This is a genomic window from Bradyrhizobium sp. USDA 4486 (assembly GCF_054057995.1).
Genome location: NZ_JBSRZV010000001.1, coordinates 7562442 through 7584196, shown reverse-complemented (window position 1 = coordinate 7584196; position 21755 = coordinate 7562442). Strand labels below are relative to the sequence as shown.

Annotated in this window: 22 protein-coding genes and 1 tRNA gene; 13 read left to right on the top strand and 10 right to left on the bottom strand. The window is 63.9% G+C overall.

The annotated features are described in order from the left end of the window. Window positions 1-115 precede the first annotated feature (115 nt). Genes ACVWY3_RS35865 through ACVWY3_RS35855 form a run of 3 tightly spaced genes read right to left on the bottom strand, consistent with a single transcriptional unit; the run spans window position 116 to window position 2910 of the window. Window positions 116-1726 carry an acyl-CoA synthetase gene (locus ACVWY3_RS35865; protein WP_456842664.1) on the bottom strand — a complete coding sequence of 537 codons (1611 nt, stop codon included), beginning with the start codon at window positions 1724-1726 and terminating at the stop codon, window positions 116-118. Window positions 1727-1741: 15 nt separating this feature from the next. Beyond that, the gene (locus ACVWY3_RS35860; protein WP_456842663.1) at window positions 1742-2452 is read right to left on the bottom strand and encodes a hypothetical protein; all 711 of its coding nucleotides are present in this window, start codon (window positions 2450-2452) and stop codon (window positions 1742-1744) included. After that, on the bottom strand, window positions 2452-2910 hold the full coding sequence (locus ACVWY3_RS35855; protein ID WP_456842662.1) for a GatB/YqeY domain-containing protein: 459 nt from the start codon (window positions 2908-2910) through the stop codon (window positions 2452-2454). The genes ACVWY3_RS35860 and ACVWY3_RS35855 overlap by 1 nt, the downstream gene beginning before the upstream one ends. 227 nt (window positions 2911-3137) lie before the next feature. On the opposite strand from ACVWY3_RS35855, the gene carA reads away from it, so the two are divergent. Together carA and ACVWY3_RS35845 are read left to right on the top strand one after the other, a co-directional pair. Next, entirely contained in the window at window positions 3138-4328 is a 1191-nt protein-coding gene (carA, locus tag ACVWY3_RS35850) for a glutamine-hydrolyzing carbamoyl-phosphate synthase small subunit (RefSeq protein WP_456842661.1), read from the top strand. Between the two features lie 152 nt (window positions 4329-4480). After that, window positions 4481-5002 carry a cupin domain-containing protein gene (locus ACVWY3_RS35845; protein ID WP_456842660.1) on the top strand — a complete coding sequence of 174 codons (522 nt, stop codon included), beginning with the start codon at window positions 4481-4483 and terminating at the stop codon, window positions 5000-5002. 112 nt (window positions 5003-5114) lie between these two features. Here the strand turns inward: ACVWY3_RS35845 and ACVWY3_RS35840 are convergent, their stop codons facing one another. Further along, window positions 5115-5639 (bottom strand): Dps family protein, encoded by a 525-nt coding sequence (locus ACVWY3_RS35840; protein ID WP_456842659.1) that lies wholly within the window; start codon window positions 5637-5639, stop codon window positions 5115-5117. 114 nt (window positions 5640-5753) lie between these two features. On the opposite strand from ACVWY3_RS35840, the gene ACVWY3_RS35835 reads away from it, so the two are divergent. Together ACVWY3_RS35835 and ACVWY3_RS35830 are read left to right on the top strand one after the other, a co-directional pair. Further along, entirely contained in the window at window positions 5754-6455 is a 702-nt protein-coding gene (locus ACVWY3_RS35835; protein WP_456842658.1) for a class I SAM-dependent methyltransferase, read from the top strand. A gap of 54 nt (window positions 6456-6509) precedes the next feature. After that, window positions 6510-6585: transfer RNA gene (locus ACVWY3_RS35830), tRNA-OTHER, on the top strand. A gap of 86 nt (window positions 6586-6671) precedes the next feature. Here the strand turns inward: ACVWY3_RS35830 and ACVWY3_RS35825 are convergent. Further along, window positions 6672-7043, bottom strand: coding sequence for an ArsR/SmtB family transcription factor (locus ACVWY3_RS35825; RefSeq protein WP_456842657.1), 372 nt, complete (start codon window positions 7041-7043; stop codon window positions 6672-6674). Between the two features lie 113 nt (window positions 7044-7156). Here ACVWY3_RS35825 and ACVWY3_RS35820 point away from each other — a divergent pair, with 113 nt between their 5' ends. From ACVWY3_RS35820 to greA, 3 genes are all read left to right on the top strand, one after another. After that, window positions 7157-8326 (top strand): MFS transporter, encoded by a 1170-nt coding sequence (locus tag ACVWY3_RS35820; RefSeq protein WP_456842656.1) that lies wholly within the window; start codon window positions 7157-7159, stop codon window positions 8324-8326. Between the two features lie 254 nt (window positions 8327-8580). After that, window positions 8581-12045 carry a carbamoyl-phosphate synthase large subunit gene (carB, locus tag ACVWY3_RS35815; RefSeq protein ID WP_456842655.1) on the top strand — a complete coding sequence of 1155 codons (3465 nt, stop codon included), beginning with the start codon at window positions 8581-8583 and terminating at the stop codon, window positions 12043-12045. A gap of 210 nt (window positions 12046-12255) precedes the next feature. Beyond that, window positions 12256-12729, top strand: a complete 474-nt coding sequence (gene greA / locus ACVWY3_RS35810; RefSeq protein ID WP_027563740.1) for a transcription elongation factor GreA — start codon at window positions 12256-12258, stop codon at window positions 12727-12729. Between the two features lie 148 nt (window positions 12730-12877). Here the strand turns inward: greA and ACVWY3_RS35805 are convergent, their stop codons facing one another. Further along, a complete protein-coding gene (locus ACVWY3_RS35805; protein WP_200498109.1) occupies window positions 12878-13357 on the bottom strand; it encodes an Lrp/AsnC family transcriptional regulator in 480 nt (159 codons plus the stop codon). A gap of 265 nt (window positions 13358-13622) precedes the next feature. Here ACVWY3_RS35805 and trxB point away from each other — a divergent pair, with 265 nt between their 5' ends. The 5 genes from trxB (at window position 13623) to ACVWY3_RS35780 (ending at window position 17588) form a co-directional block, all read left to right on the top strand. Continuing rightward, window positions 13623-14588, top strand: coding sequence for a thioredoxin-disulfide reductase (gene trxB, locus ACVWY3_RS35800; RefSeq protein ID WP_456842654.1), 966 nt, complete (start codon window positions 13623-13625; stop codon window positions 14586-14588). 5 nt (window positions 14589-14593) lie between these two features. After that, on the top strand, window positions 14594-15517 hold the full coding sequence (locus ACVWY3_RS35795) for a LysR family transcriptional regulator (RefSeq protein ID WP_027563737.1): 924 nt from the start codon (window positions 14594-14596) through the stop codon (window positions 15515-15517). A gap of 446 nt (window positions 15518-15963) precedes the next feature. Then, entirely contained in the window at window positions 15964-16872 is a 909-nt protein-coding gene (locus ACVWY3_RS35790) for a 4-hydroxy-tetrahydrodipicolinate synthase family protein (RefSeq protein WP_456842653.1), read from the top strand. A gap of 289 nt (window positions 16873-17161) precedes the next feature. Beyond that, window positions 17162-17308, top strand: a complete 147-nt coding sequence (locus ACVWY3_RS35785; RefSeq protein WP_283084047.1) for a hypothetical protein — start codon at window positions 17162-17164, stop codon at window positions 17306-17308. A gap of 133 nt (window positions 17309-17441) precedes the next feature. Further along, complete coding sequence (locus ACVWY3_RS35780; protein ID WP_456842652.1) at window positions 17442-17588, top strand: hypothetical protein; 147 nt, start codon at window positions 17442-17444, stop codon at window positions 17586-17588. 120 nt (window positions 17589-17708) lie between these two features. Here ACVWY3_RS35780 and ACVWY3_RS35775 read toward each other — a convergent pair whose 3' ends face one another. After that, window positions 17709-18386 carry a ParA family protein gene (locus ACVWY3_RS35775; RefSeq protein WP_235547902.1) on the bottom strand — a complete coding sequence of 226 codons (678 nt, stop codon included), beginning with the start codon at window positions 18384-18386 and terminating at the stop codon, window positions 17709-17711. 472 nt (window positions 18387-18858) lie between these two features. Next, window positions 18859-19236 (bottom strand): hypothetical protein, encoded by a 378-nt coding sequence (locus ACVWY3_RS35770; RefSeq protein ID WP_456842651.1) that lies wholly within the window; start codon window positions 19234-19236, stop codon window positions 18859-18861. A gap of 424 nt (window positions 19237-19660) precedes the next feature. Between ACVWY3_RS35770 and ACVWY3_RS35765 the strand changes: the two genes are divergently transcribed. Beyond that, the gene (locus ACVWY3_RS35765; protein WP_456842650.1) at window positions 19661-20596 is read left to right on the top strand and encodes an AEC family transporter; all 936 of its coding nucleotides are present in this window, start codon (window positions 19661-19663) and stop codon (window positions 20594-20596) included. Between the two features lie 15 nt (window positions 20597-20611). On the opposite strand, the gene ACVWY3_RS35760 is transcribed toward ACVWY3_RS35765, so the two are convergent. Continuing rightward, window positions 20612-21088: an RES family NAD+ phosphorylase gene (locus ACVWY3_RS35760; protein WP_456842649.1), complete on the bottom strand. Its 477-nt coding sequence runs from the start codon at window positions 21086-21088 to the stop codon at window positions 20612-20614. 9 nt (window positions 21089-21097) lie between these two features. After that, a complete protein-coding gene (gene parS, locus ACVWY3_RS35755; protein ID WP_456842648.1) occupies window positions 21098-21682 on the bottom strand; it encodes a type II RES/Xre toxin-antitoxin system antitoxin in 585 nt (194 codons plus the stop codon). Window positions 21683-21755: the final 73 nt, after the last annotated feature.

The window sequence follows — 21755 nt, the reverse complement described above, 5'->3', positions numbered from 1 at the left end:
AGCCTATACCTATGGACTGTCCGCAGGGTGGTGCCGCAATTGTACCTCCGAACAAACATGCGTGAAGAGCGGACCCGCCCATCGATGAGCCTGCGTACCCCGTTACTGATCCTCGTCATCCCCTCTCCCGCAGCTCGCGCCGCAGCACCTTGCCGGTCGCCGTCATCGGCAAGGTCTCAGCGAACTCCACGAAGCGCGGATATTCATGGGCGGCAAGCTGCACCTTGACGAAGTCCTGGATCTCGCGCGCGAGCGCATCGCTGCCGGTAAAGCCCGGACGCAGCACGATCCACGCCTTGATCGACTCGGTGCGGATCGGATCGGGAATGCCGACCACGGCCGCCATCGCCACCGACGGATGCTTCATCAAGGTGTGCTCGATCTCGGAGGGGCCGACGCGGTAGCCGGCGGTGGTGATGACGTCGTCCTCGCGGCTGACATACCAGAAATAGCCGTCCGTATCCTGCACGCCGAGATCGCCGGTGAGCAGGAATTCGCCGGCATATTTCTTCGCCGTCGCTTCCGGATTGCGCCAATATTCAAGCATCGTGCACGGGCACGGCTGGCGCACGCCGATGATGCCGCGCTGGCCGCGCGGCTGCTCCTCGCCCCTGTCGTTGACGATGCGGACGTCGAAGCCCGGCGTTGCCTTGCCCATCGCGCCAGGGCGGATCGGAAACAGGTTCGAGTTGCTGCCGATCACGAGATTGCACTCGGTCTGCCCGAACACTTCGTGCGCGTCGATGCCGAAGGTCTCTCGCACCCAGCCGAGCAGCTCACCGCCGAGCGATTCACCGCCGGTGAAAATGCTGCGCAGCTTGACGCCGGGATGCTTCACGCCCGCCTGCCGCATCAGCTTGAGCGCCGTCGGCGGCAGGAAGACGTTGCGCACGCCGAGGTCGGCCATCATCTGCATCGCCGCCTGCGGCTCGAACTTTCGCGCGCGATGTCCGACCAGCGGAATGCCGTGGTACCAGAATGCGAACAGGCCGTTGATGAGGCCGCCGATCCAGGCCCAGTCCGCCGGCGTCCACATGAGATCGCCGGGCCTCGGCAAGAAGTTGTGGCACATTTCGACATTCGGCAGATGGCCAAGCACGACGCGATGCGCATGCAGCGCGCCCTTCGGATTGCCCGTGGTACCTGAAGTGTAGATGATCAGGGCGGGATCGTCGCACGACGTGTCGACCCGCGCGAAGTCGGGCGAAGCGGCCTTCAGCGCATCCCAGAACGATTTGGTGCCCGAGGGCGCACGCTCCCCGACGACATAAACGTGCTTCAGATCCGGCAGGCGATCGCGGATCTTTGCCAGCTTCTCCCAGCCGCCCTCGTCGGTGACGATCGCTTTGGCCTGCGAGTTGGACAAGCGGAATTCCAGTGCGTCCTCGCCGAACAGCGCGAACAGCGGGATCGAGATCAGACCGGCGCGGAATGCCGCTACATGCGCGATCGGCAATTCCAGCGACTGCGACAGGAACACCGCGACGCGGTCGCCGCGCACAAGGCCGTCGGCCTTCAGCACGTTGGCAAAGCGCCGCGACATCTCGGCGACCTCGTCGAACGAGGTGCGCGTGGTCGCGCCGTTCTCGTCGACATAGACCAGCGCGAGGCGCCCGGTGCCGTCGGCATGGCGGTCGCAGCACGCCTCCGCCATGTTGAAGCGCGCCGGGATGTCCCAGCGGAAGTTGCGGTAGAGCTCGTCGTAGGTTGCGGCTTCGGTGAGCATGGCCTGTGATTCCAATCAGTCGTCAGAATCCTCGATAGTCATTCTCCAAAGAGACGCGTCGTCATCTTTCTCATCAGCAAGGATATTCCGATCAACGAACGTTGCGCCATTGTCGCTGAATACCTTCTCTTTCCAGCGCACATGAATGGCGGCGAAGGGATCGACCGGTTGGGCGAGCAAAGAGCGAATTGCGCCTTCAGTTTGTTTCTGCCGAATCCCGTACTCCCCAATGTTGAGATATACAAACAGCTCCGTGGATTGAGGATATGACTTGGCCTTCTTCTTTTGGATTGCGTGGGCTAGAGCGCCGGGAATAGCATGTGCTCGACGAATCCAATTTTCGACCTGGTCCATAGAAATGCTCGGAGCATGTGGACCAAATTCAAGGTTTCGCTTTCGTCCGGGCTCTAGAAGCTCCAGAATTTCGGCAGGTATCTGTTCGTTCCCTCGACCAATATATCCATCTGGCGGATCTCGCGGGCATAACCTGATCCTTGGAAGGTCCATCGGGACCGCGCATTTCGCTAGCACCCAGATCTCGCGCAACTGCTTTGCCTCGCGATGAGTGACGAACGCGCCACTGAAGAGCGAATAGTCTGATAGGATCGTTCTGTTAATACGATCCAGCTCCTTAAGAACCTCGGCCGGCGAACGCCAGTGCCAAAACCACTCTCTGCTAGAAGAAAGAAGCGCCTTCAGCCGCGCGTGGTCATCAAGCTCCAACATCAGCCTCCCGACAGCGCCGCCTTCACCAAGCCGGACGCCTTGCCGAAATCCATCTGTCCCGCATATTTCGCGCGCAACAGCGCGATCACCTTGCCCATGTCCTTCATGCCGGCCGCGCCGGTTTCGCCAATGGCGTCCGCGATCGCCTTCTTCACCTCGTCGTCCGACATCTGCTTCGGCAAATACGCCGAGATCACCGCGATCTCCTCGCGCTCCTGCGCGGCGAGCTCGGCGCGGCCGCCCTTGTCGTAGAGCTCGACCGATTCCTGGCGCTGCTTGATCATCTTCTGCAGCACCGCGAGCAGGTCGGCATCGGTCAGCGGCGGCTTGCCCTGCCCGCGCGCGTCGATGTCGGCGTTCTTGATGGTCGAGTTGACCATGCGCAGCGTGGACAGCTTGCGCTCGTCCTTGGCCTTCATGGCCTCCTTGACCGCATTGTTGATGTCGTCGCGCAGCATGGCCGGGGTCCTCTCAATCTGTCGCGCCTGATCTAAGCCGTTCGCGGCCAAGAGGCCAGACTGGACCGGCTGCCGGTGCTTTGTTTCCCGATCGGGGGCCGAAATGGCGCAAAGTTGCTGGTTCCTGCCTAAGTGCCTGAAGCCGCCCGTCAAATATGCAAAAACGCATGTGAATCGGCGTTTGTCCGCTTTGACGGGCGCCCGTGGGGGGCTTATGAAGCGGGCTCATGACCCAACATGAAAACGATACCGCCTGGCCGGACCATAAACCGACCGCGCTCCTCGTGCTCGCCGATGGCACGGTGCTCGAAGGCTTCGGTCTCGGCGCTGAAGGCCACGCCGTCGGTGAAGTCTGCTTCAACACCGCGATGACCGGCTATGAGGAGATCCTCACCGATCCCTCCTATGCCGGCCAGCTCATCACCTTCACCTTCCCGCATATCGGCAATGTCGGTACCAACGAAGAAGACATCGAGACGGTGAACATGGCGGCGACGCCCGGCGCGCGCGGCGTGATCCTGCGCACCGCGATCACCGATCCCTCGAATTACCGCGCCACCAAGCATCTCGACGCCTGGCTCAAGGCGCGCGGCATCATCGGCCTCTCCGGCATCGACACCCGCGCGCTAACCGCGCTGATCCGCAGCAAGGGCATGCCCAATGCCGTGATCGCGCATTCCAGGAGCGGCGAATTCGACCTGCACGGCCTCAAGGAAGAAGCGCGCGAATGGCCGGGCCTCGAGGGCATGGACCTCGTGCCGATGGTCACGAGCGGCCAGCGCTTCACCTGGGACGAGACGCCGTGGGCCTGGGGCAAGGGCTTTGGCCGCCAGGACAAGCCGGAGTTCAACGTCGTCGCCATCGACTACGGCATCAAGCGCAACATCCTGCGCCTGCTTGCCGGCGTCGGCTGCAAGGTGACGGTGGTGCCGGCGACAACCTCGTCGGAAGACATCCTGGCGATGAAGCCGGACGGCGTGTTCCTGTCGAACGGTCCGGGCGATCCGGCCGCGACCGGCAAATACGCCGTGCCCGTGATCCAGGACGTCATCAAGTCGGGCACGCCGACCTTCGGCATCTGCCTCGGTCACCAGATGCTGGGCCTCGCGGTCGGGGCTAGAACTAAGAAGATGCATCAGGGCCATCACGGCGCCAATCATCCCGTGAAGGACGAGACCACCGGCAAGGTCGAGATCACCTCGATGAACCACGGCTTTGCCGTGGACGAGACGACGCTGCCGAAGGGCGCGACGCAGACCCATATCTCGCTGTTCGACGGATCCAATTGCGGCATCCAGCTCGACGGCAAGCCGGTGTTCTCGGTGCAGTACCACCCCGAGGCCTCGCCCGGTCCGCGCGACTCGCACTATCTGTTCCAGCGCTTTGCCGATCTGATGCGGCAGAAGAAGAGCGCGTAAGGCGCGCTCCGGCTCTCGTGCTCCGGGCGCAGTGCGATAGCGCGTCGAAGAGCGCGTGAACGCGCTTCGCTGCATCGCGTCCGGGACACGAGAGGAACGTACTACGGGCAATGCCAGTTGACCCCTGCTACGCTCACGCAGGAGTCCCAGCGATGTCCGTCGTCCGCAACAATGCCGAGCCGCTCGCCATCGTGTTCGAGGATGACGGGCTCGTGCCGAACAACATTCTTCCCTTCCTCGTCTACCAGGGCGCCGTGAAGCTCGATCCCGAGCATCCGGAAGAGACAATCGAAAACCTGTTCGAGGCGAATGACTGGGGCGGCACGTGGCGCAATGGCGTCTACGATTATCTCCACTATCATTCGACCGTGCATGAGGTGCTCGGCGTCGCGCGCGGCCATGCGCGGGTCCGCTTCGGCGGCGACCACGGCCAGGAGCTGGAGATCAAGGCCGGCGATGTCGCGATCCTGCCCGCCGGCACCGGGCATCAATGTATCAAGGCGAGTGACGATTTCTGCGTGATCGGTGCTTACCCGCCGGGTGCCAAGATGGAGATCACACGGCCAACACCGGAGAACCACGCCAACGCGCTGAAGACGATTCCGAAAGTGGCGCTGCCACCGGCCGATCCGGTGACAGGCAAGGATGGCGCTTTGATGCGATTGTGGCGATAGCTGCAAGGGCGACGCCGTCGGGTGGGTTAGCGAGGCGTAACCCACCTCTTCTCCTCCCGTGGATAGACAAGCGGTGGGTTGCGCCTTCGGCTAACCCCCTTACGCAATTCCCCTACGCCTCGTTGCCGCCTTCCTGCCGCGTGGCTTCGAACAGGAACCAGGTCCGCCGCTCGGTCTCGTCGATGAAGACTTCAAGGATGCTGGCGCTGGCGACATCGCCAGCCTCGTCGCAGACCTCGTGAGCCTTCCGCATGGCAGCCGCGACATGCTTGTTGTCCTGCATCAATTCGCGCAGCATCTCGCGCGGCGGGACGTAGTCGTCGTTGTTGTCCTTGATGGTCTGGAGCTTTGCGACCTGGCCGATCGATTTCAGCGTGGTGCCGCCGATCTTGCGGACGCGCTCGGCAAGCTGGTCGGTGGTGGCGAAGATCTGTTCGGACTGCTCGTCGAGCAGCAGGTGGTAGTCGCGGAAATGCCGGCCGCTGATGTGCCAGTGGAAATTCTTGGTCTTCAGATACAGCGCGAACGCGTCGGCCAGAAGCACGTTGAGCGCCTCCGAAACCTTGTTGACTGCCTGGGGTGACAGATCGGTGGGCGTGTCGAGGTCGGGCGAGACCTTGCTGGGGGCTTTGCTCACGATGAACCTTCCTGTTAGGACGCGGACATTGACGGCGCGCCGTCGCACCCCTAACGCAAGGCGGGCAGCGCCGGTTCCTTCCCAGGAACTACTCGGCCGGGACCCTCGGATATCATGGACGATTGGATCGATTATTACGACTCGACGCATACGATCTATGTCAGCAAGCTGCATCGCGACTTGCATTTCCAGATCATCGCGCGGGACATCATCGGTTACATCCCTTCGCCGGACGCGGTGGTGCTGGACTATGCCTGCGGCGAGGCGCTGTCGGCGGGCCTGGTGGCATCGGCCTGCGGCAAGCTGATCCTGGCCGAGCCGGCCCCCGGCGTGCGCGGCCGGCTGATCGCGCGCTTCGCCCCGAACACGAAAATCCGCGTCCGTTCGCTCGACGACGTGCGCAAGATGCAGGACCAGTCGATCGACCTCGCGGTGATGAACTCGGTCGCGCAATACATGACACCGGAGGAGCTCGACGCCGCGCTGCTCAACATCCGCCGCATCCTGAAGCCCTCCGGCAAGCTGGTACTCGGCGATATCTTGCAGCCCAATGTGGGCATGGGCCGCGACGTGATGGCGCTGCTCGGCTTCGGCCTGCGGCACGGCTTTCTCAAGGACGCGTTGATCGGGCTGATCAGCACCGCGCTGTCCGATTATCGTCACTTGCGCTCGCGCATCGGACTCCAGCGCTACAGCGAGGACGAGATCACCGCCAAGCTGAAAGCGGCGGGCTTCGCGGTCCAGCGCGCCCACGGCAATATCGGCCACAATCGCTGGCGCATGACCTTCATCGCGCGACCGCCCATGGTTCGTTAAGCATAACAATTAGCTGAGGTGGCTTGCTGAACCCCGATCAGGCATGATCCTGACGGCCCGGTGGCGGAAGCGTCTACGCGAGGGCGGTGCAACGCTCTTCATCCTGGTTCAAATCCAGGCCGGGTCTCCACGCTTCGCCCTTCCGGGCTACGCGTGGCGCAGCTTGTCGCGTAGCTGGAGCGAAGCACAAGCGAAGACCGCACCACCCTCTCAGCTTCAATCCGCCTCGACCACATCGCATTCCGGAAGCAGCTGAAGCCGGTCCGCATCCTTGGCCGCCGAGCTGATCACGGCATCGAGCAGGCCCGGAAAGCGTGCATCCAGGTCCTCGCGGCGCAGCCGCATGAAGCGGTTGGTGCCGGCGATGCGCGTCAGCATCAGGCCGCATTCGCGCAGCTTGGCGAAGTGATAGGCGAGGTTGGATTTGCCGGCGAGCGCGGAGAAGTCGCCGCAGCAGAGTTCACTGCTGACACGTTCCTGCCGCGCGAGCTGGTAGACGATCGCCAGTCGGATCGGATCGCTCAGGCAATCCAGAACCATCGGCAGCTCGATCTGCTCGCGGGTGGGATGGAGGGGCGTGCGGCTCATGATCTGCGAATCATAGCAAAGCGGCCTCAATGTTCAATACTTCTTGAACCAATTGACACCAAAGCCGTTGCGTTCGATAGTTCAATAAGCATTGAACATATGGACCGACCTCAATGAGCGTATTCTGGCTGGCCCTCGGGGCCTTCGCGATCGGCACCGAAGGCTTTGTCATTGCTGGTCTTTTGCCGGCGATCGCGACCGATCTCTCGATTTCCGTCTCGGCCGCCGGCCAGCTCGTCACCGCCTATGCCCTCAGCTATGCCGTGGGCTCGCCGATCCTGGCCGTAGCGCTGAACAATATCGACCGGCGCACCGTGCTGGCCTTGGCGCTGACCACCTTCATCGCCGGCAATCTCGCGGCCATGGTGGCGACCAACTATGCCCTGCTGCTGGCCTCGCGGATGCTGATGGCACTGGGTTCGGGCTTGTGCATGCCGACGGCGCTCGCCGTGTCGGTGGCCGTCGCCTCCCCCGCGAGGCGCGGCCGCGCGGTAGCGCTGGTGACCTCGGGCCTCACGGTGGCCACGGTCATTGGCGTTCCCCTCGGCAATCTCGTCGGCAGCCTGCTCGGCTGGCGCGCGACCTTCGCCATGGTCGCGCTGATCGGCGCCGTCGCGCTCGCGGGCCTCCTGCTCGGCCTGCCCCGCGGCCTGCCACGCAACACGGCCTCGCTCGCCGAACGGCTGGCGGTCGCACGTCACAGCAACGTCGTGATCGCGCTATTGATCACCATTCTCTGGGCGCTCGGCGGATTCACCGTATTCACCTATTTCGCGGTCCCGCTGCACGGCCTCGGCTTCGATGCCTCGCAGATCAGCCTCGCGCTGCTGGTGTTCGGCGGCGCCGCCGCGATCGGGAACATGCTCGGCGGCATCCTCGCCGACCGGCTCGGCACGCTCGCGACGGCAGCTCTTGGCCTCGCCGGCATGGCGAGCGCGCTGATCCTGCACTCGGTGGTCCTGAAGCTGATGCCGGGCCAGGCGCATTACGCGGTGCTGGGCGCGATCTTCCTCTGGGGCCTCTCCGGCTGGGCGTTTTATCCAGCGCAGATCGCCAGCATCATCCGGATCGAGCCGCAGGCGTCGATGATCGCGCTCTCGCTCAATGCCTCCGCGATGTATCTCGGCTTCGCCATCGGCGGGGCGCTCGGCGGCGCGGTGCTCGCCACCCTCACGGCAACCGACCTCGGTTGGATCGGCGGATCGAGCGTTACGGCCTCGCTTCTGGTGCACCTCGCCCGCGGCTGGCAGGCACGGCCAAAACCCGTCAAAATTGCCGGTTGATGGGCGTTTTTCGGGGTTTCGCCGCTCGGAAAACTGGTCTAAGACCCACCCGCGCGCGAGGGACGACCCCGCGCGCGCGCATGATCCGCCAAAGTGTAGGCGGTTTGGCGTTGAGATCATGCGCTTCTTCAAAGAGTAGAAGCGCGATCGGACGCAAAACCGGTGGCCACTTTTGCTGATCGCGCTTTGACACAAGGGGACGCGCGGCAAGCGCGCCCTTTTTTTGTGCCTAAATTCCAGTTCGGCGAGAGTTGATGCCCAAACGTACAGACATCACCACCATCCTGATCATCGGCGCCGGTCCCATCGTGATCGGCCAGGCCTGCGAGTTCGATTATTCGGGCACGCAAGCGGTGAAGACGCTGAAGGAAGAGGGCTATCGCATCGTCCTCGTCAATTCCAACCCGGCCACCATCATGACCGACCCGGAATTGGCCGATGCGACCTACATCGAGCCGATCACCCCCGAGATCGTCGCCAAGATCATCGAGAAGGAACGTCACGTCATTCCCGGCGGCTTCGCGCTGCTGCCGACCATGGGCGGCCAGACCGCGCTGAACTGCGCGCTGTCGCTGCGCCGGCAGGGCACCCTGGAGAAGTTCGATGTCGAGATGATCGGCGCCACCGCGGATGCGATCGACAAGGCCGAGGACCGCCAGCTGTTCCGCAACGCCATGGAGAAGATCGGGCTGCAGACGCCGAAGTCGCGGCTCGCGAACGCATCCGAATTGAAGAAGTCGTTCCGCGACAAATACCTCGCCGAACGCGAGAAGCTGTCGGGTGCCGCGCTCGAAGAGCTCGACCGGCAATGGACTCTCGGCGAAAGCGACCGCCGCAAGCGCTATCAGGAATATGCGCTCGGACAGGCGATGATGGCGCTGTCCGAGATCGGCCTGCCCGCGATCATCCGCCCCTCCTTCACCATGGGCGGCACCGGCGGCGGCATCGCCTACAACAAGGAAGAGTTCCTCGACATCATCGAGCGCGGCTTAGATGCCTCTCCAACCAACGAAGTGCTAATCGAAGAATCCGTGCTCGGCTGGAAAGAGTACGAGATGGAGGTGGTGCGCGACAAGAAAGACAATTGCATCATCGTCTGCTCGATCGAGAACCTCGATCCGATGGGCGTGCACACCGGCGATTCCATCACGGTCGCGCCGGCGCTGACGCTGACCGACAAGGAATACCAGATCATGCGCGACGCCTCGCTGGCGGTTCTGCGCGAGATCGGCGTCGAGACCGGCGGCTCCAACGTGCAGTTCGGCGTCAACCCCGAGGACGGCCGCATGGTCGTGATCGAGATGAACCCGCGCGTGTCTCGCTCATCCGCGCTGGCCTCGAAGGCGACAGGCTTCCCGATCGCCAAGGTCGCCGCCAAGCTCGCGGTCGGCTACACGCTGGACGAGATCGCCAACGATATTACCGGCGGCGCGACGCCCGCCTCGTTCGAGCCGACGATCGACTACGTCGTCACCAAGGTGCCGCGCTTCGCGTTCGAGAAATTCCCCGGCGCGTCCACCACCCTGACCACGTCGATGAAGTCGGTCGGCGAAGTCATGGCGATCGGCCGGACCTTCCAGGAAAGCCTGCAAAAGGCATTGCGCGGGCTCGAGACCGGCCTGACCGGCCTCGACGAGATCGAGATCGAAGGCCTCGGCCGCGACGACGACAAGAACGCGATCCGCGCCGCGCTCGGCACGCCGACGCCGAACCGGCTGCTCCAGGTCGCGCAAGCGATGCGGCTCGGCTGGACCGACGAGGAGATCTTCAAGTCCTGCAAGATCGATCCTTGGTTCCTCGGCCAGATGCGCGGCATCGTCGACATGGAGGAGAAGGTTCGCAAGAACGGCCTGCCCGGCAATGCCTTCGGCATGCGCACGCTCAAGGCCATGGGTTTCTCCGACGCGCGGCTCGCGGTGCTCGCCCAGACCACGGAAGCCGAGGTGACGGCGAAGCGCCACGCGCTCGGCGTCCGTCCCGTCTACAAGCGCATCGACACCTGCGCGGCCGAATTCGCTTCGCCCACTGCCTACATGTACTCGACCTATGAGGCGCCGTTTGCGGGCGCGGCGGCCGACGAGAGCACGCCGTCCGAGAAGAAGAAGGTCATCATCCTCGGCGGCGGGCCCAACCGCATCGGCCAGGGCATCGAGTTCGACTATTGCTGCTGTCACGCCTGCTTCGCGCTGCATGACGCAGGCTACGAATCCATCATGGTCAACTGCAACCCGGAGACCGTGTCGACCGACTACGACACCGCCGATCGGCTCTATTTCGAGCCGCTTACCGCGGAGGACGTGCTGGAGATCATCGCGAAGGAGCGCAGCAACGGCACGCTGCACGGGGTGATCGTGCAGTTCGGCGGCCAGACGCCGCTGAAGCTCGCGCGTGCGCTGGAAGCTGCCGAAGTGCCGATCCTCGGCACCTCGCCCGACGCCATCGATCTCGCCGAAGACCGCGACCGCTTCAAGCGCGTGCTCGACAAGCTCAGGCTGAAGCAGCCGAAGAACGGCATCGCCTATTCGGTCGAGCAGGCGCGGCTCGTTTCCGCCGATCTCGGTCTGCCGCTGGTGGTGCGCCCGTCCTACGTGCTCGGCGGCCGCGCCATGCAGATCATCCGCGAGGAGAACCAGCTCAACGATTATCTGCTCGGCACGCTGCCGGAGCTGGTGCCCGCCGACGTCAAGGCGCGCTACCCGAACGACAAGACCGGGCAGATCAACACCGTGCTCGGCAAGAATCCGCTGCTGTTCGATCGCTATTTGTCCGACGCCACGGAGGTCGACGTCGACTGCCTCTGCGACGGCAGGGACGTCTTCATCGTCGGTATCATGGAGCACATCGAGGAGGCCGGCATCCATTCCGGCGACAGCGCCTGCTCACTGCCACCGCACTCGCTCGACGCGGAGATGATCGACGAGCTGGAGCGGCAGACCCGCGAGCTCGCGCTCGGCCTCGACGTCGTCGGTCTGATGAACGTGCAATACGCCATCAAGGACGGCGAGATCTATGTGCTCGAAGTCAATCCGCGCGCCTCGCGCACGGTGCCCTTCGTCGCCAAGGTGATCGGCACGCCGGTCGCGAAGATCGCCGCGCGCATCATGGCCGGCGAGAAGCTCGCCGACTTCAAATTGAAGAAGGGCGAGTTCAAGCACGTCGGCGTCAAGGAATCGGTGTTTCCGTTCGCGCGCTTCCCCGGCGTCGACACTGTGCTCGGCCCGGAGATGCGCTCGACCGGCGAGGTCATGGGCATCGACCGCAATTTCGAGGTCGCCTTTGCCAAGAGCCAGCTCGGCGGCGGCACGCGGGTGCCGCGCAAGGGCACGGTGTTCGTCTCGGTGCGCGAGAGCGACAAGACGCGCATCGCGGACGCCGTGCGCGAACTGCATTCGCTCGGCTTCAAGGTGCTGGCGACCTCAGGCACGGCACGCTTCCTCACCGACGAGGGCATCCCGGCCGAGAAGGTAAACAAGGTGCTGGAAGGACGGCCGCACATCGTCGATGCCATCACCAATGGCGATGTCCAGCTCGTCTTCAACACCACCGAAGGCCCGCAGGCGCTGGCCGACAGCCGTTCGCTGCGGCGCGCGGCCCTCTTGCATAAAGTGCCGTATTACACCACTCTTTCCGGGGCCGTGGCGGCCGCGCAGGGCATCCGCGCCTATCTGGGCGGGGACCTTGAGGTTCGTACCCTGCAAAGCTACTTTTCGGAAACCTGATCGCGGGCGCGGAAAGCTGGCCTTTCCGCTAAGTGATTGGCAGTGAAGCCACAATGGCCGGAGGAACTGTCCGGCCATGTGGTTGTTCTGTTCCGGCGCCAGACCCACATAACCCTCCGGTGGCCGCGTGCTCCGCCCCGGACATTGCGACGAATCAAGGTTACCGCGCCCTCCGTTTCGGGGGCGCGAAGCCGAAGGACGAGAGAAGAGATGGAAAAGGTTCCGATGACCCAGGCCGGCTTTGTCGCGCTCGGGGAAGAATTGAAGCAGCGCCAGTCCGTGGACCGTCCGCGGATCATCGAGCATATCGCCGAGGCGCGCTCGCACGGAGACCTGTCGGAGAACGCGGAATATCATGCCGCGAAGGAAGAGCAGTCGCACAACGAGGGCCGCATCGCTGAGCTCGAGGACAAGCTCGCGCGCGCCGACATCATCGACATCTCGAAGCTCTCCGGCGACACCATCAAGTTCGGCGCCACTGTGACGCTGGTCGACGAGGACACCGAGAAGAAGACGGTGTGGCAGATCGTCGGCGAGGTCGAGGCCGATGCCAAGAAGGGCCGCATCTCCATCACCTCGCCCCTTGCCCGCGCGCTGATCGGCAAGAAGAAGGGCGCCTCCGTCGAGGTGAATACGCCCGGCGGCGCCAAGGCGTATGAGATCACCAAGGTGGAGTGGCGGTAGGGATTTGCGGCGGCGCCTGCCGACGTTTCGAAAAAGGCCGCGCGATGCGCGGCCCTTTTTCTTCGGCATTTGCGTGGATGTCAGGGCCCGTGCTCGCCTCAGGAAGACTCTGGATTGCTTTCGCTCCGTTCGCAATGACGGATGGGCGCTACCTCCGCCCCTTCACATCCAGCGGCACCGCCGCCTCGTATTTCGAATTGTGCAGCACCAGTGACGTCCGCACGTTGCGCACGTGCGGGGCGGCGGTGAGGTGCGTCACGAAATCCTGGAAGGTCGCCATGTCGGGCGCGACGCATTTCAGGATGAAATCGACCTCGCCCGACAGCATCCAGCATTCCCGCACCAGGGGCTCGGCGCGGACGAATTCCTCGAAGGCGCGCAAATCCGCCTCGGCCTGGCTGGAGAGGTGCACGGCGGCGAACACGGTGACGTCGAAGCCGAGCTTGCGGGCGTCGAGCAGGCCGCGATAGCCGTGGATGTAGCCCTCCTCCTCCAGAGTCCGGACCCGGCGCAGGCACGGCGGCGGCGAGATGCCAACCCGCTTGGCCAGCTCGACATTCGTGATTCGACCGTCGGCCTGGATTTCGGTGAGAATTTTCAGGTCGATCTCGTCTAGGTTCCGCGACACGTGATTGGAACTCCTGGCCTTTGCAGCGGTATTGGGTGGTTTGTCGCAATCCTCATACCCAGTCCGCGCGGCCAGCGCAATTTTATTGCGCGTGCAGCGCGATCGACTTTTGTTCCGTGTTGGAAAAATCCGCCGACAGGGAATGCAATTCTTGCATGGCTCACCAGAAGGCTTAGATTAGCTCTGATATTTCAGCGCCTCCGCAAGGCCTCCCGGCACGTTCCGCGCCCGCGCTGCAAATCCCCCGTGAAAGGCGTCCATCGAAATGTCCGCTCCTGTTCATGCAAAGGTCGTCATCATTGGCTCCGGGCCCGCCGGCTACACCGCGGCGATCTACGCCGCGCGGGCGATGCTTGAGCCGATCCTGATCCAGGGCATCCAGCCGGGCGGCCAGCTCACCATCACCACCGACGTCGAGAACTATCCGGGCTTCGCCGACGTGATCCAGGGCCCCTGGCTGATGGAACAGATGGAGAAGCAGGCGGTGCATGTCGGCACCAGCATCGTCTCCGATCTGGTGATCAAGCTCGACACCTCCCAGCGGCCGTTCCGCCTGACCTGCGACTCGGGCGACGTCTATCTCGCCGATAGCGTGATTCTCGCCACTGGCGCGCAGGCGCGCTGGCTCGGGTTGCCGTCCGAGGCGAAGTTCCAGGGCGGCGGCGTCTCGGCCTGCGCCACCTGCGACGGATTCTTCTACCGCAACAAGGACGTCATGGTGGTCGGCGGCGGCAACACCGCGGTCGAGGAAGCCCTGTATCTCACCAACCACGCTTCGCAGGTCACCATCGTGCATCGCCGCGATCATTTCCGCGCCGAGCGGATCCTGCAGGAGCGTCTGTTCAAGCATCCGAAGATCAAGGTGATCTGGGATTCCGCGGTCGACGAGATCTGCGGCACCGAGAACCCGAACAAGGTCACCCATGTGCGCCTCAAGAACGTCAGGACCGGCGCCCTCACGGAGGTGAAGACCGACGGCGTCTTCATCGCCATCGGCCATGCGCCGGCGACCGAGCTCGTGAAAGACCAGGTCAAGCTGAAACCGTCGGGCTATGTCGAGGTCGCCCCGAACTCGACCGCGACTTCGGTGCCGGGCCTGTTCGCCGCCGGCGACGTCGCCGACGAGACCTACCGCCAGGCGGTCACCGCCGCGGGCCTCGGCTGCATGGCAGCTCTGGAAGCCGAACGATTCTTGTCCCTGCGCGCCAGCGAGCGCGCGGCAGCGGAATAACGATCATGCCTCGAACACGCGACGGATTTACAGACATGGACTGGGACAAGCTGAAGGTGTTTCACGCGGCGGCGGAAGCAGGCAGCTTCACGCATGCGGGCGAGCAGCTCGGCCTGTCGCAATCGGCGGTCTCGCGCCAGGTCTCGGCGCTGGAGCAGGAACTCTCGGTCTCGCTGTTCCATCGCCATGCCCGCGGCCTGATCCTCACCGAGCAGGGCGACCTGTTGTTCCGCACCGCGCATGACGTGTTCATGCAGCTGCAGGCGGCGCGCGCCAAGCTGACCGACAGCCGCGAGCGGCCGAGCGGCGATCTCAAGATCACCACCACGCCCGGCGTCGGGATCAACTGGCTGATCCCGCGGCTCGGCGAGTTCACCGCGCTCTATCCGGAGATCCGGATCTCGCTGATCGTCACCGACGAGGAGCTCGACCTGTCCATGCGCGAGGCGGACGTCGCGATCCGCACCCGCAAGCCGACGCAGCCGGACCTCATCCAGCGCAAGCTGTTCGCGATGGGTTTCCACGCCTATTGCTCGCCGGAATACATCAAGCGCTTCGGCACGCCGCGCACGCTGGAGGAACTCGACTCCCATCGCATCATCACGCTCTCCGACGGCAACTTCGCGCCGCATCTTCAGAACCGCAACTGGCTGGTCGAAGCTGCGCGCAACGGCTCGGGTCCGCGCGAGGCCTATTTCAAGGTCAACAACATCCTCGGTCTCGTCCGCGCCTGCCAGCAGGGCCTCGGCATCGCCGCGCTGCCGGATTATCTCGTCGAGGAACAGAGCCGCCTCGTGCAACTGTTCGGCGAGTCCGATTCGATCCAGCTCGACACCTATTTCGTCTATCCCGAGGAGTTGAAGACGGTCGCGCGCGTGCAGGTGTTCCGCGACTTCGTGGTGAGCAAGGCGCAGCGCTGGCCGTCCTGATTTCCGCATGTCTGACATGCGGCCTCGGCTGTTGCTGCATGGCGCTGGAGAAGCCCATACTGATTGCACGCTGAGCCTTCGCGTTGCGCATTTGTCCCCCTCCTCCAGTGGCGCGGGAGTTCAGTAATCCCTCTTGGAAGGTGATTGTGTCGGCCTCACGTGGCCAATACCTAAGCCGGGCCCGTTCGGGTCCGGCTTTTTTTCGCATCATTCGGCTTTCGCCCTCCGCGTGTATTGACAGTTCCAGGCATACCCCGCATCATTTGCCCATGATCACAAAGTCGTGCGCCCTGGTTTCGAAAAAAAGGCCCCCAGCCGGGGACCTCGGAATCTTGCGCGCGCTAGGCTGACTTCGTCATCGCGACAATCCCGAAAACCCCGCCACCTGGACGGGGTTTTTTCATGTGCCCTCCGTCTCAGGTTTTTTCCCGAGAAGGAGATGGAACATGACCGGACTACGCGATCAATTGCACGGGCTGTGGCTGCCGCTGGTGACGCCGTTTCAGGACGGCCAGCTCGACGAGGCCTCGCTGCGGCGGCTGACCCGGCGCTATTGCGGACAGGCTGTCGATGGTTTCATCCTGGGGGCGACCTCCGGTGAAGGCATGACCTTGCGCGAGGCCGAGCTCGAGCGCCTCGTCGCCGTGGTGCGCGAGGAGATGGCGGCGGGCCGCCGCAGCATCCCGATCTGGCTCGGCCTGTCGGGCGCGGACACGGCGCGGCTGAAGGATCGGCTCGACGAGACCGCGGACTGGCCGATCGACGGCTATTTGATCGCGAGCCCCTATTACGTGCGGCCGTCGCAGCGCGGCTTGTCAGCGCATTTCGAGGCGCTGGCCGATCACGCCGCCTGGCCGCTCGCGCTCTACAACATCCCCTACCGCTGCGCGGTCAACATCACCAACCAGACCATGCTGCGGCTTGCCGAGCATCAAAACATCGTCGGCCTCAAGGATTGCGGCGCGAGCCGCGAGCAATCGATCGCGCTGCTGCGCGACCGCCCGAAGGGCTTTCGGGTGCTGACCGGCGAGGACGCCAACTATCTCGACGCGCTCACCGACGGCGCCGACGGCGGCATCGTGCTGTCCGCCCATGTCGAGACCGCGACGTTCGCGGCGATCTACAGCGAGCACCAGCGCGGCAATCACGACGCGGCGCAGGCGCGCTGGAATGAGGTCGCGGAGCTGACGCGGCTGTTGTTCGCCGAGCCGAGCCCTGCACCGGCAAAGTATTGGCTGTGGCGCAGTGGCCTGATCGACAGCCCCGAAGTGCGCCTGCCGATGGTGGAGGTGAGCAGCGAGCTCGCCGCCACGATCGATCGCGAGATCGCGCGGCGGATGAAACTCGCAGCGTAGTCACGCTCTCCCCAAGGACGCTGCCTTTCTCCCCTTGTGGGAGAAGGTGGCGCGAAGCGCCGGATGAGGGGTCTCTGTCCACGCGCAAGACTGCCCGTGAGGAGAGAGACCCCTCACCCGTCTCGCCGCTACGCGGCGAGCCACCCTCTCCCGCAAGGGGAGAGGGTAAGAGGCGCCGTGGTTAACCGTGCGCGAACTCCCTTCGCAGGCGCCGCATGGTGCATCCACGTCTCGTTTACGCTTCCGGTCCTATCGTTTCCCTCAAAGTCTACCAAAGGGGGAATATCCAATGGGGAATCGCAACCGGCCTACGGCCGCGAGCCAGTTCGCGCCCGCCGATCTCTTGCAGGGAATTCTCGTGGTGTCGTCGTTCGGATTCTGGGCGGTGGTGCTCGGCCTGATGCCGGTGCTGCTGTTTCGGATCTGGCTGACCTGAAGGCGGCGCGCGGCGCGAATGGTTAATCCGTGGTGGCAGATGCGCTCGCAAAGCGCAGGAGCTTGCGGGGCGGAATCTTAAAACATCCCGCCTATCGTCCACGCCCATAAGCGAAGAAATCGCGGGGGCGTTTGTGAATAATCATAACGAGGCGGCGTCGCATTACGACGCCACGCAGCAGAGCTTTACCACCGAGGACATTCTCTGGGCCGTCGGCATCTGGTCCGTGATCCTGACCCTGTCGCCGGTCATCGTGTTCTACATGCTGATGGTGGCGTGAGCTTCATCTCGAGATTCCGGGTCCGGCGCTTGCGCGCCATCGCGGAATGACGAGTGAAGCCCAGAAACGCAAAACGCGCGGACCTCCGCGCGTTTGTCGTCCGGGGAATGAATTGTGAAATTATGCTGCCTGCTTGTGCATTGCGCCGGACGCCGACGCCGTGCCGCGAATAGCCTTCACTGAACGCTCGATCGCCGCCCACAGCCTTGCGATCTCCTGAGCCGCGCGGCTCTCGGCCTGATACTCGCGCGCGCCTTCGCCGTGGCTGAGCGCCATCAGCAAATCCGAGCGGTTGGTGATCTGGCCGCCCCACACCGGAGCGCGGAATTTCGCCAGCGCCTCGCGGGCGATGGTGACGATCGGGCTTTCGGCTTCGTCGCGCTTGGCCGGCGCACCGTTGAGCACGACCGCGTAGGGCTTGCGCGCCGCACGGCACATCTGGATGGTTTCCTGCACCGCGTTGACGTCGAACACGCCGGGACGGGCCGGGATCACAACCATGGTGGCATTCTTGATCGCGTCATCGACGACGGCCGAGAGGTTCGGCGGCGTGTCGATCAACACCCATTCATAACCGTCGCGCTTGGCAGCGGAGACGATGCCGCTGACAGAGTTCACCGCCGCCTTGATCGGCGGCTCGTTGGTGCCACGCAGCTTGTGCCACAGCGTGAGCGAGCCCTGCGGATCCGCATCGACGAGCAGAATGGGCTTGGTCGCCTTGATCTGCGCGGCGAGATGTGCAGCCAGGGTGCTCTTGCCCGAGCCGCCTTTACGCGATGCAAAAACAATAACGTTCATACCTTCGGCCTCCAGATTGACCCCAGGCCACGAAAATGAATCACGACGCTGATTCGTGAAAGAAAAATTTATCGGGAGTTGCGTCGCCGCCACGAAATAACAAGACGTGTTGGCTTTTGAGTCACACTGCCAAACACGCGGCCAAGCACGACGAGACACGAAGTGCAATGAAACGCGGGCGGCGCGTGCGCTCGTGCGCTTATTGAGCAGCGTGGCGGGCAAAACGCAATGCAACCTGCCCGCGCAAACCTTCCAGCGACTCTTTTCCATCGCGGCCGTTCGTAATCACCGCAAATCGGCGCGGGACTTGCGCGAACAAAACGAGTCCGGCGGCTGTCGCGAGGCCGAGGCCGGACCGGCCCCCTTCCCGATGTGAGCTGCGTCACATCTCCTGCCATCGGAGGACGGAACGCAAATGCCCGGGCAGGCGCCCGGGCATCACGCGATTTCAGAAGCGGAACGCTGGTCGCGCTCAGCCCTCGTCGGTTTTCTTCTTCTTGCTCGCCTTTGCCGGCTTCTTCTTCGCGGTGGTCGAGGCGCTCCTTGACGCAGTCTTTGGCGCGATGTTGGCCGGCCTGCCGGCGCGCCGCGTGGCCGCCTCGCCTCCCTCTGGCCCACGGCGGAAGAACACCGCACATTCCGGCGAGAGCTGCGACTTCTTCTGGATCATGCAGGCGGTGATGGCGTCGACGTTCGGAACGAACTCGCCGCACAGCCGCATCGCGTCCGGCGTGCAGGCCTGCTGCTGCTCCGGCGTGTAGGCAAAGCCAGAGCCTGGATGGACCAGGACGGCCAGGGCAAGCGCGAGGCCTGCAGCAGCCACGGATTGTCTGAAGCGAAGCAGCGGCATCGATCCCCCCCAATGTCGAACAGGAGAGAATAGTGGGTGAACGGCGGTTGGTTGGCAACCGAGGGGGGAAGCGAAAACGGGCCGCTGTGCGCTCTCGGCAACAGCGGCGGGAGGCTCCCCGTCTTGCGCTGTCGTCGCCCGGCTTGACCGGGCGACCCAGTACTCCGAGACGCCTGACGTTGCTCGATGAGCCGCGGCGTACTGGATCCCCCGCCTTCGCGGGGGATGACGGCAGTGGGGTCCGCCAAAAAAGATTCGAAACAACCCCATGCACAGTAGCCATGGCCCTGCGCCGCCTGACGAATTCGCGACATTTGCGGATTTTACGAAATCCATTTGACTCGTCGGGCAAAACAAGGGCATGATGGCACCATCGAGGGCGCGTGGGGTGGTGAGGCCATATCCCCGTGAGGTTGAGGGGCGCATGGCCACCATATTGATCGTCGCGCCGGTGTTCGCCCTGATCGCGGCGGGCTATGCGTCGGTGCTGTTCCGCTTCGTCTCGGAGAGCGCGCACAAGGGCATCAGCGAATTCGCCTTCAGCATCGCGATCCCCGCGCTGCTATTCCGCACCATCGTCGTGTCGGAATTCCCCGACGTCAGCCCTTACAGGATGTGGGGCGCCTATTACGGCGCGCTCGCGCTCACCTGGATCGCGGCGCTGATGCTCTCGGCCCTGCTCCGCGCGCGGCGCGACGACCGCGAGGACGGCGTCGTGTTCGCGATCGGCTCGGTCTACGGCAACATCGTGATGCTCGGCATTCCGCTGGTGCTCTCGGCACTCGGCAACGAGGCGGCGGGGCCGATGGCGCTGATCCTGTCGGTGAACACGCCGCTGCTCTGGCTCTGCGGCATCCTGCAGATGGAGTTCGTCAGCCGCAAGCGCACCGGCTCGCCGCTATCGGTGATCCGCCCCGTGCTCGCAGACCTCTTGCGCAACCCTTTGATGCTGGCGATCGGCTTCGGCGTGGTCTGGCGCTTCACCGGCCTCGGCCTCAACGCGGTCGTCGACAGGACGATCGAGCTGCTCACGCAGGCGGGATCGCCGGCAGCCTTGATCGCGCTCGGCATCAACCTGTTTCGCTTCGAGGTGAAGGGCGAGAAGCTCAGCATCTTGGTGATGTGCGCGCTCAAGCTGATCGCGATGCCGGCGACGGCGTTCGTGCTGGCAAAACTGCTGAACCTGCCGCCGAATGCTGCCGGCGTCATCGTGCTGTTCGCGGCGATGCCGACCGGCGCCAACGCCTACATCTTCGCGGCCCAGTATCAGCGGCTGTTGAACCCGGTGTCGGGCGCGGTGGCGCTGGGCACGCTGCTGGCGGCGGCGACGTTGCCGGTGGTGGTGATCGTGATGGCGTGAGATAGGGCAGCAGCGTTACGCATTTCCCGTCCTGCGCCCGAACAGCCTGAGGTCATAGGGGTAGCGGGCGACATGCGACACGCGGATGCGCGCGGCATCCTGATGCCGGGGATTGATGATGTAGTTCTGCGCAAACGGCATGATGACTGAAGGCACCGAGACCATCGCCGTGCGCGCCTGGTCGTACCACGGCCGCAGCAGACCGCGCGTCACCCTGGGATCGCCGGCCCAATCCTTCGATATCTTCTCGATGTCGGTCAGGTGCACCGTTTCGACGGCGAGATCATCCGGCACGTCGATGCCGAGCAACTGGTACGTCGTCGGCAAGTCCTCGAAATCGATCTCGAGATGCACCATCACTTCGAGCAGCGCCGAAGCCGGATGATCCGCGGCGTAGACCGCGTGCCGTCCGCGATCATGCCAGCGGCCACTGGCTTTCAGGCCACCTACTCCCGACAGATCGCTGAAATTGGAAATCCGCCAGATCCTCACGCCAAATCCTCAAGCGAGGATGCCGTGATCGATCCGGTGCAACATCTCCTCGACAACGCGCGCGCCCGCCTCCGTCGCGAGGTAAGCCAGCGGCGTTTCTCCGCGAAGCGCCTTCTTCGGCTTGCGCAGCCAGCGATGCGCCTTCGACGCATCGCCGAACACGTTCGCGGCCAGCCGGTCGACCCGCGCCAGCCGTACGGCCTTGTCGGTTTCCTCGACCGTCAACGGCTCGCCATCCGACAGCCGCCGCGCCAATGTGCGCTTCGGCACGACGAGCGCGTGGATTTCGTCGTCGCTGTAATTGGCGAGGCGCTTGAGCGCCGCCGGCTCGATGCGAAACAGGGTGTTGGCATCGATGACGACGTTGAACAGCTCGGCCGAGGGCAATTCATCCTCTGCACTTCTGCCAAGCCCGAAAGGCGCATCGGTAACAGTGGAAAGCCCCGTGACCGCATCGAAATGCCCGCGTACGACCATCGCGCCGCCCTGTGGTTGATAGGTCTGATCCGGCTCGGCGACGGACAAGCGTTCAGGCGCTGCCGGCTTGCGCTTGCTGGCGCGGATGCCCTTGCTCGTGCGAAGACCCTTGCCCATCTCGAACCGCCTCGCGCCAAATGCCCAGAAAGTTCGGCCAAGTGGCATTTAAGCATAATGGGGGAGCGGTTCA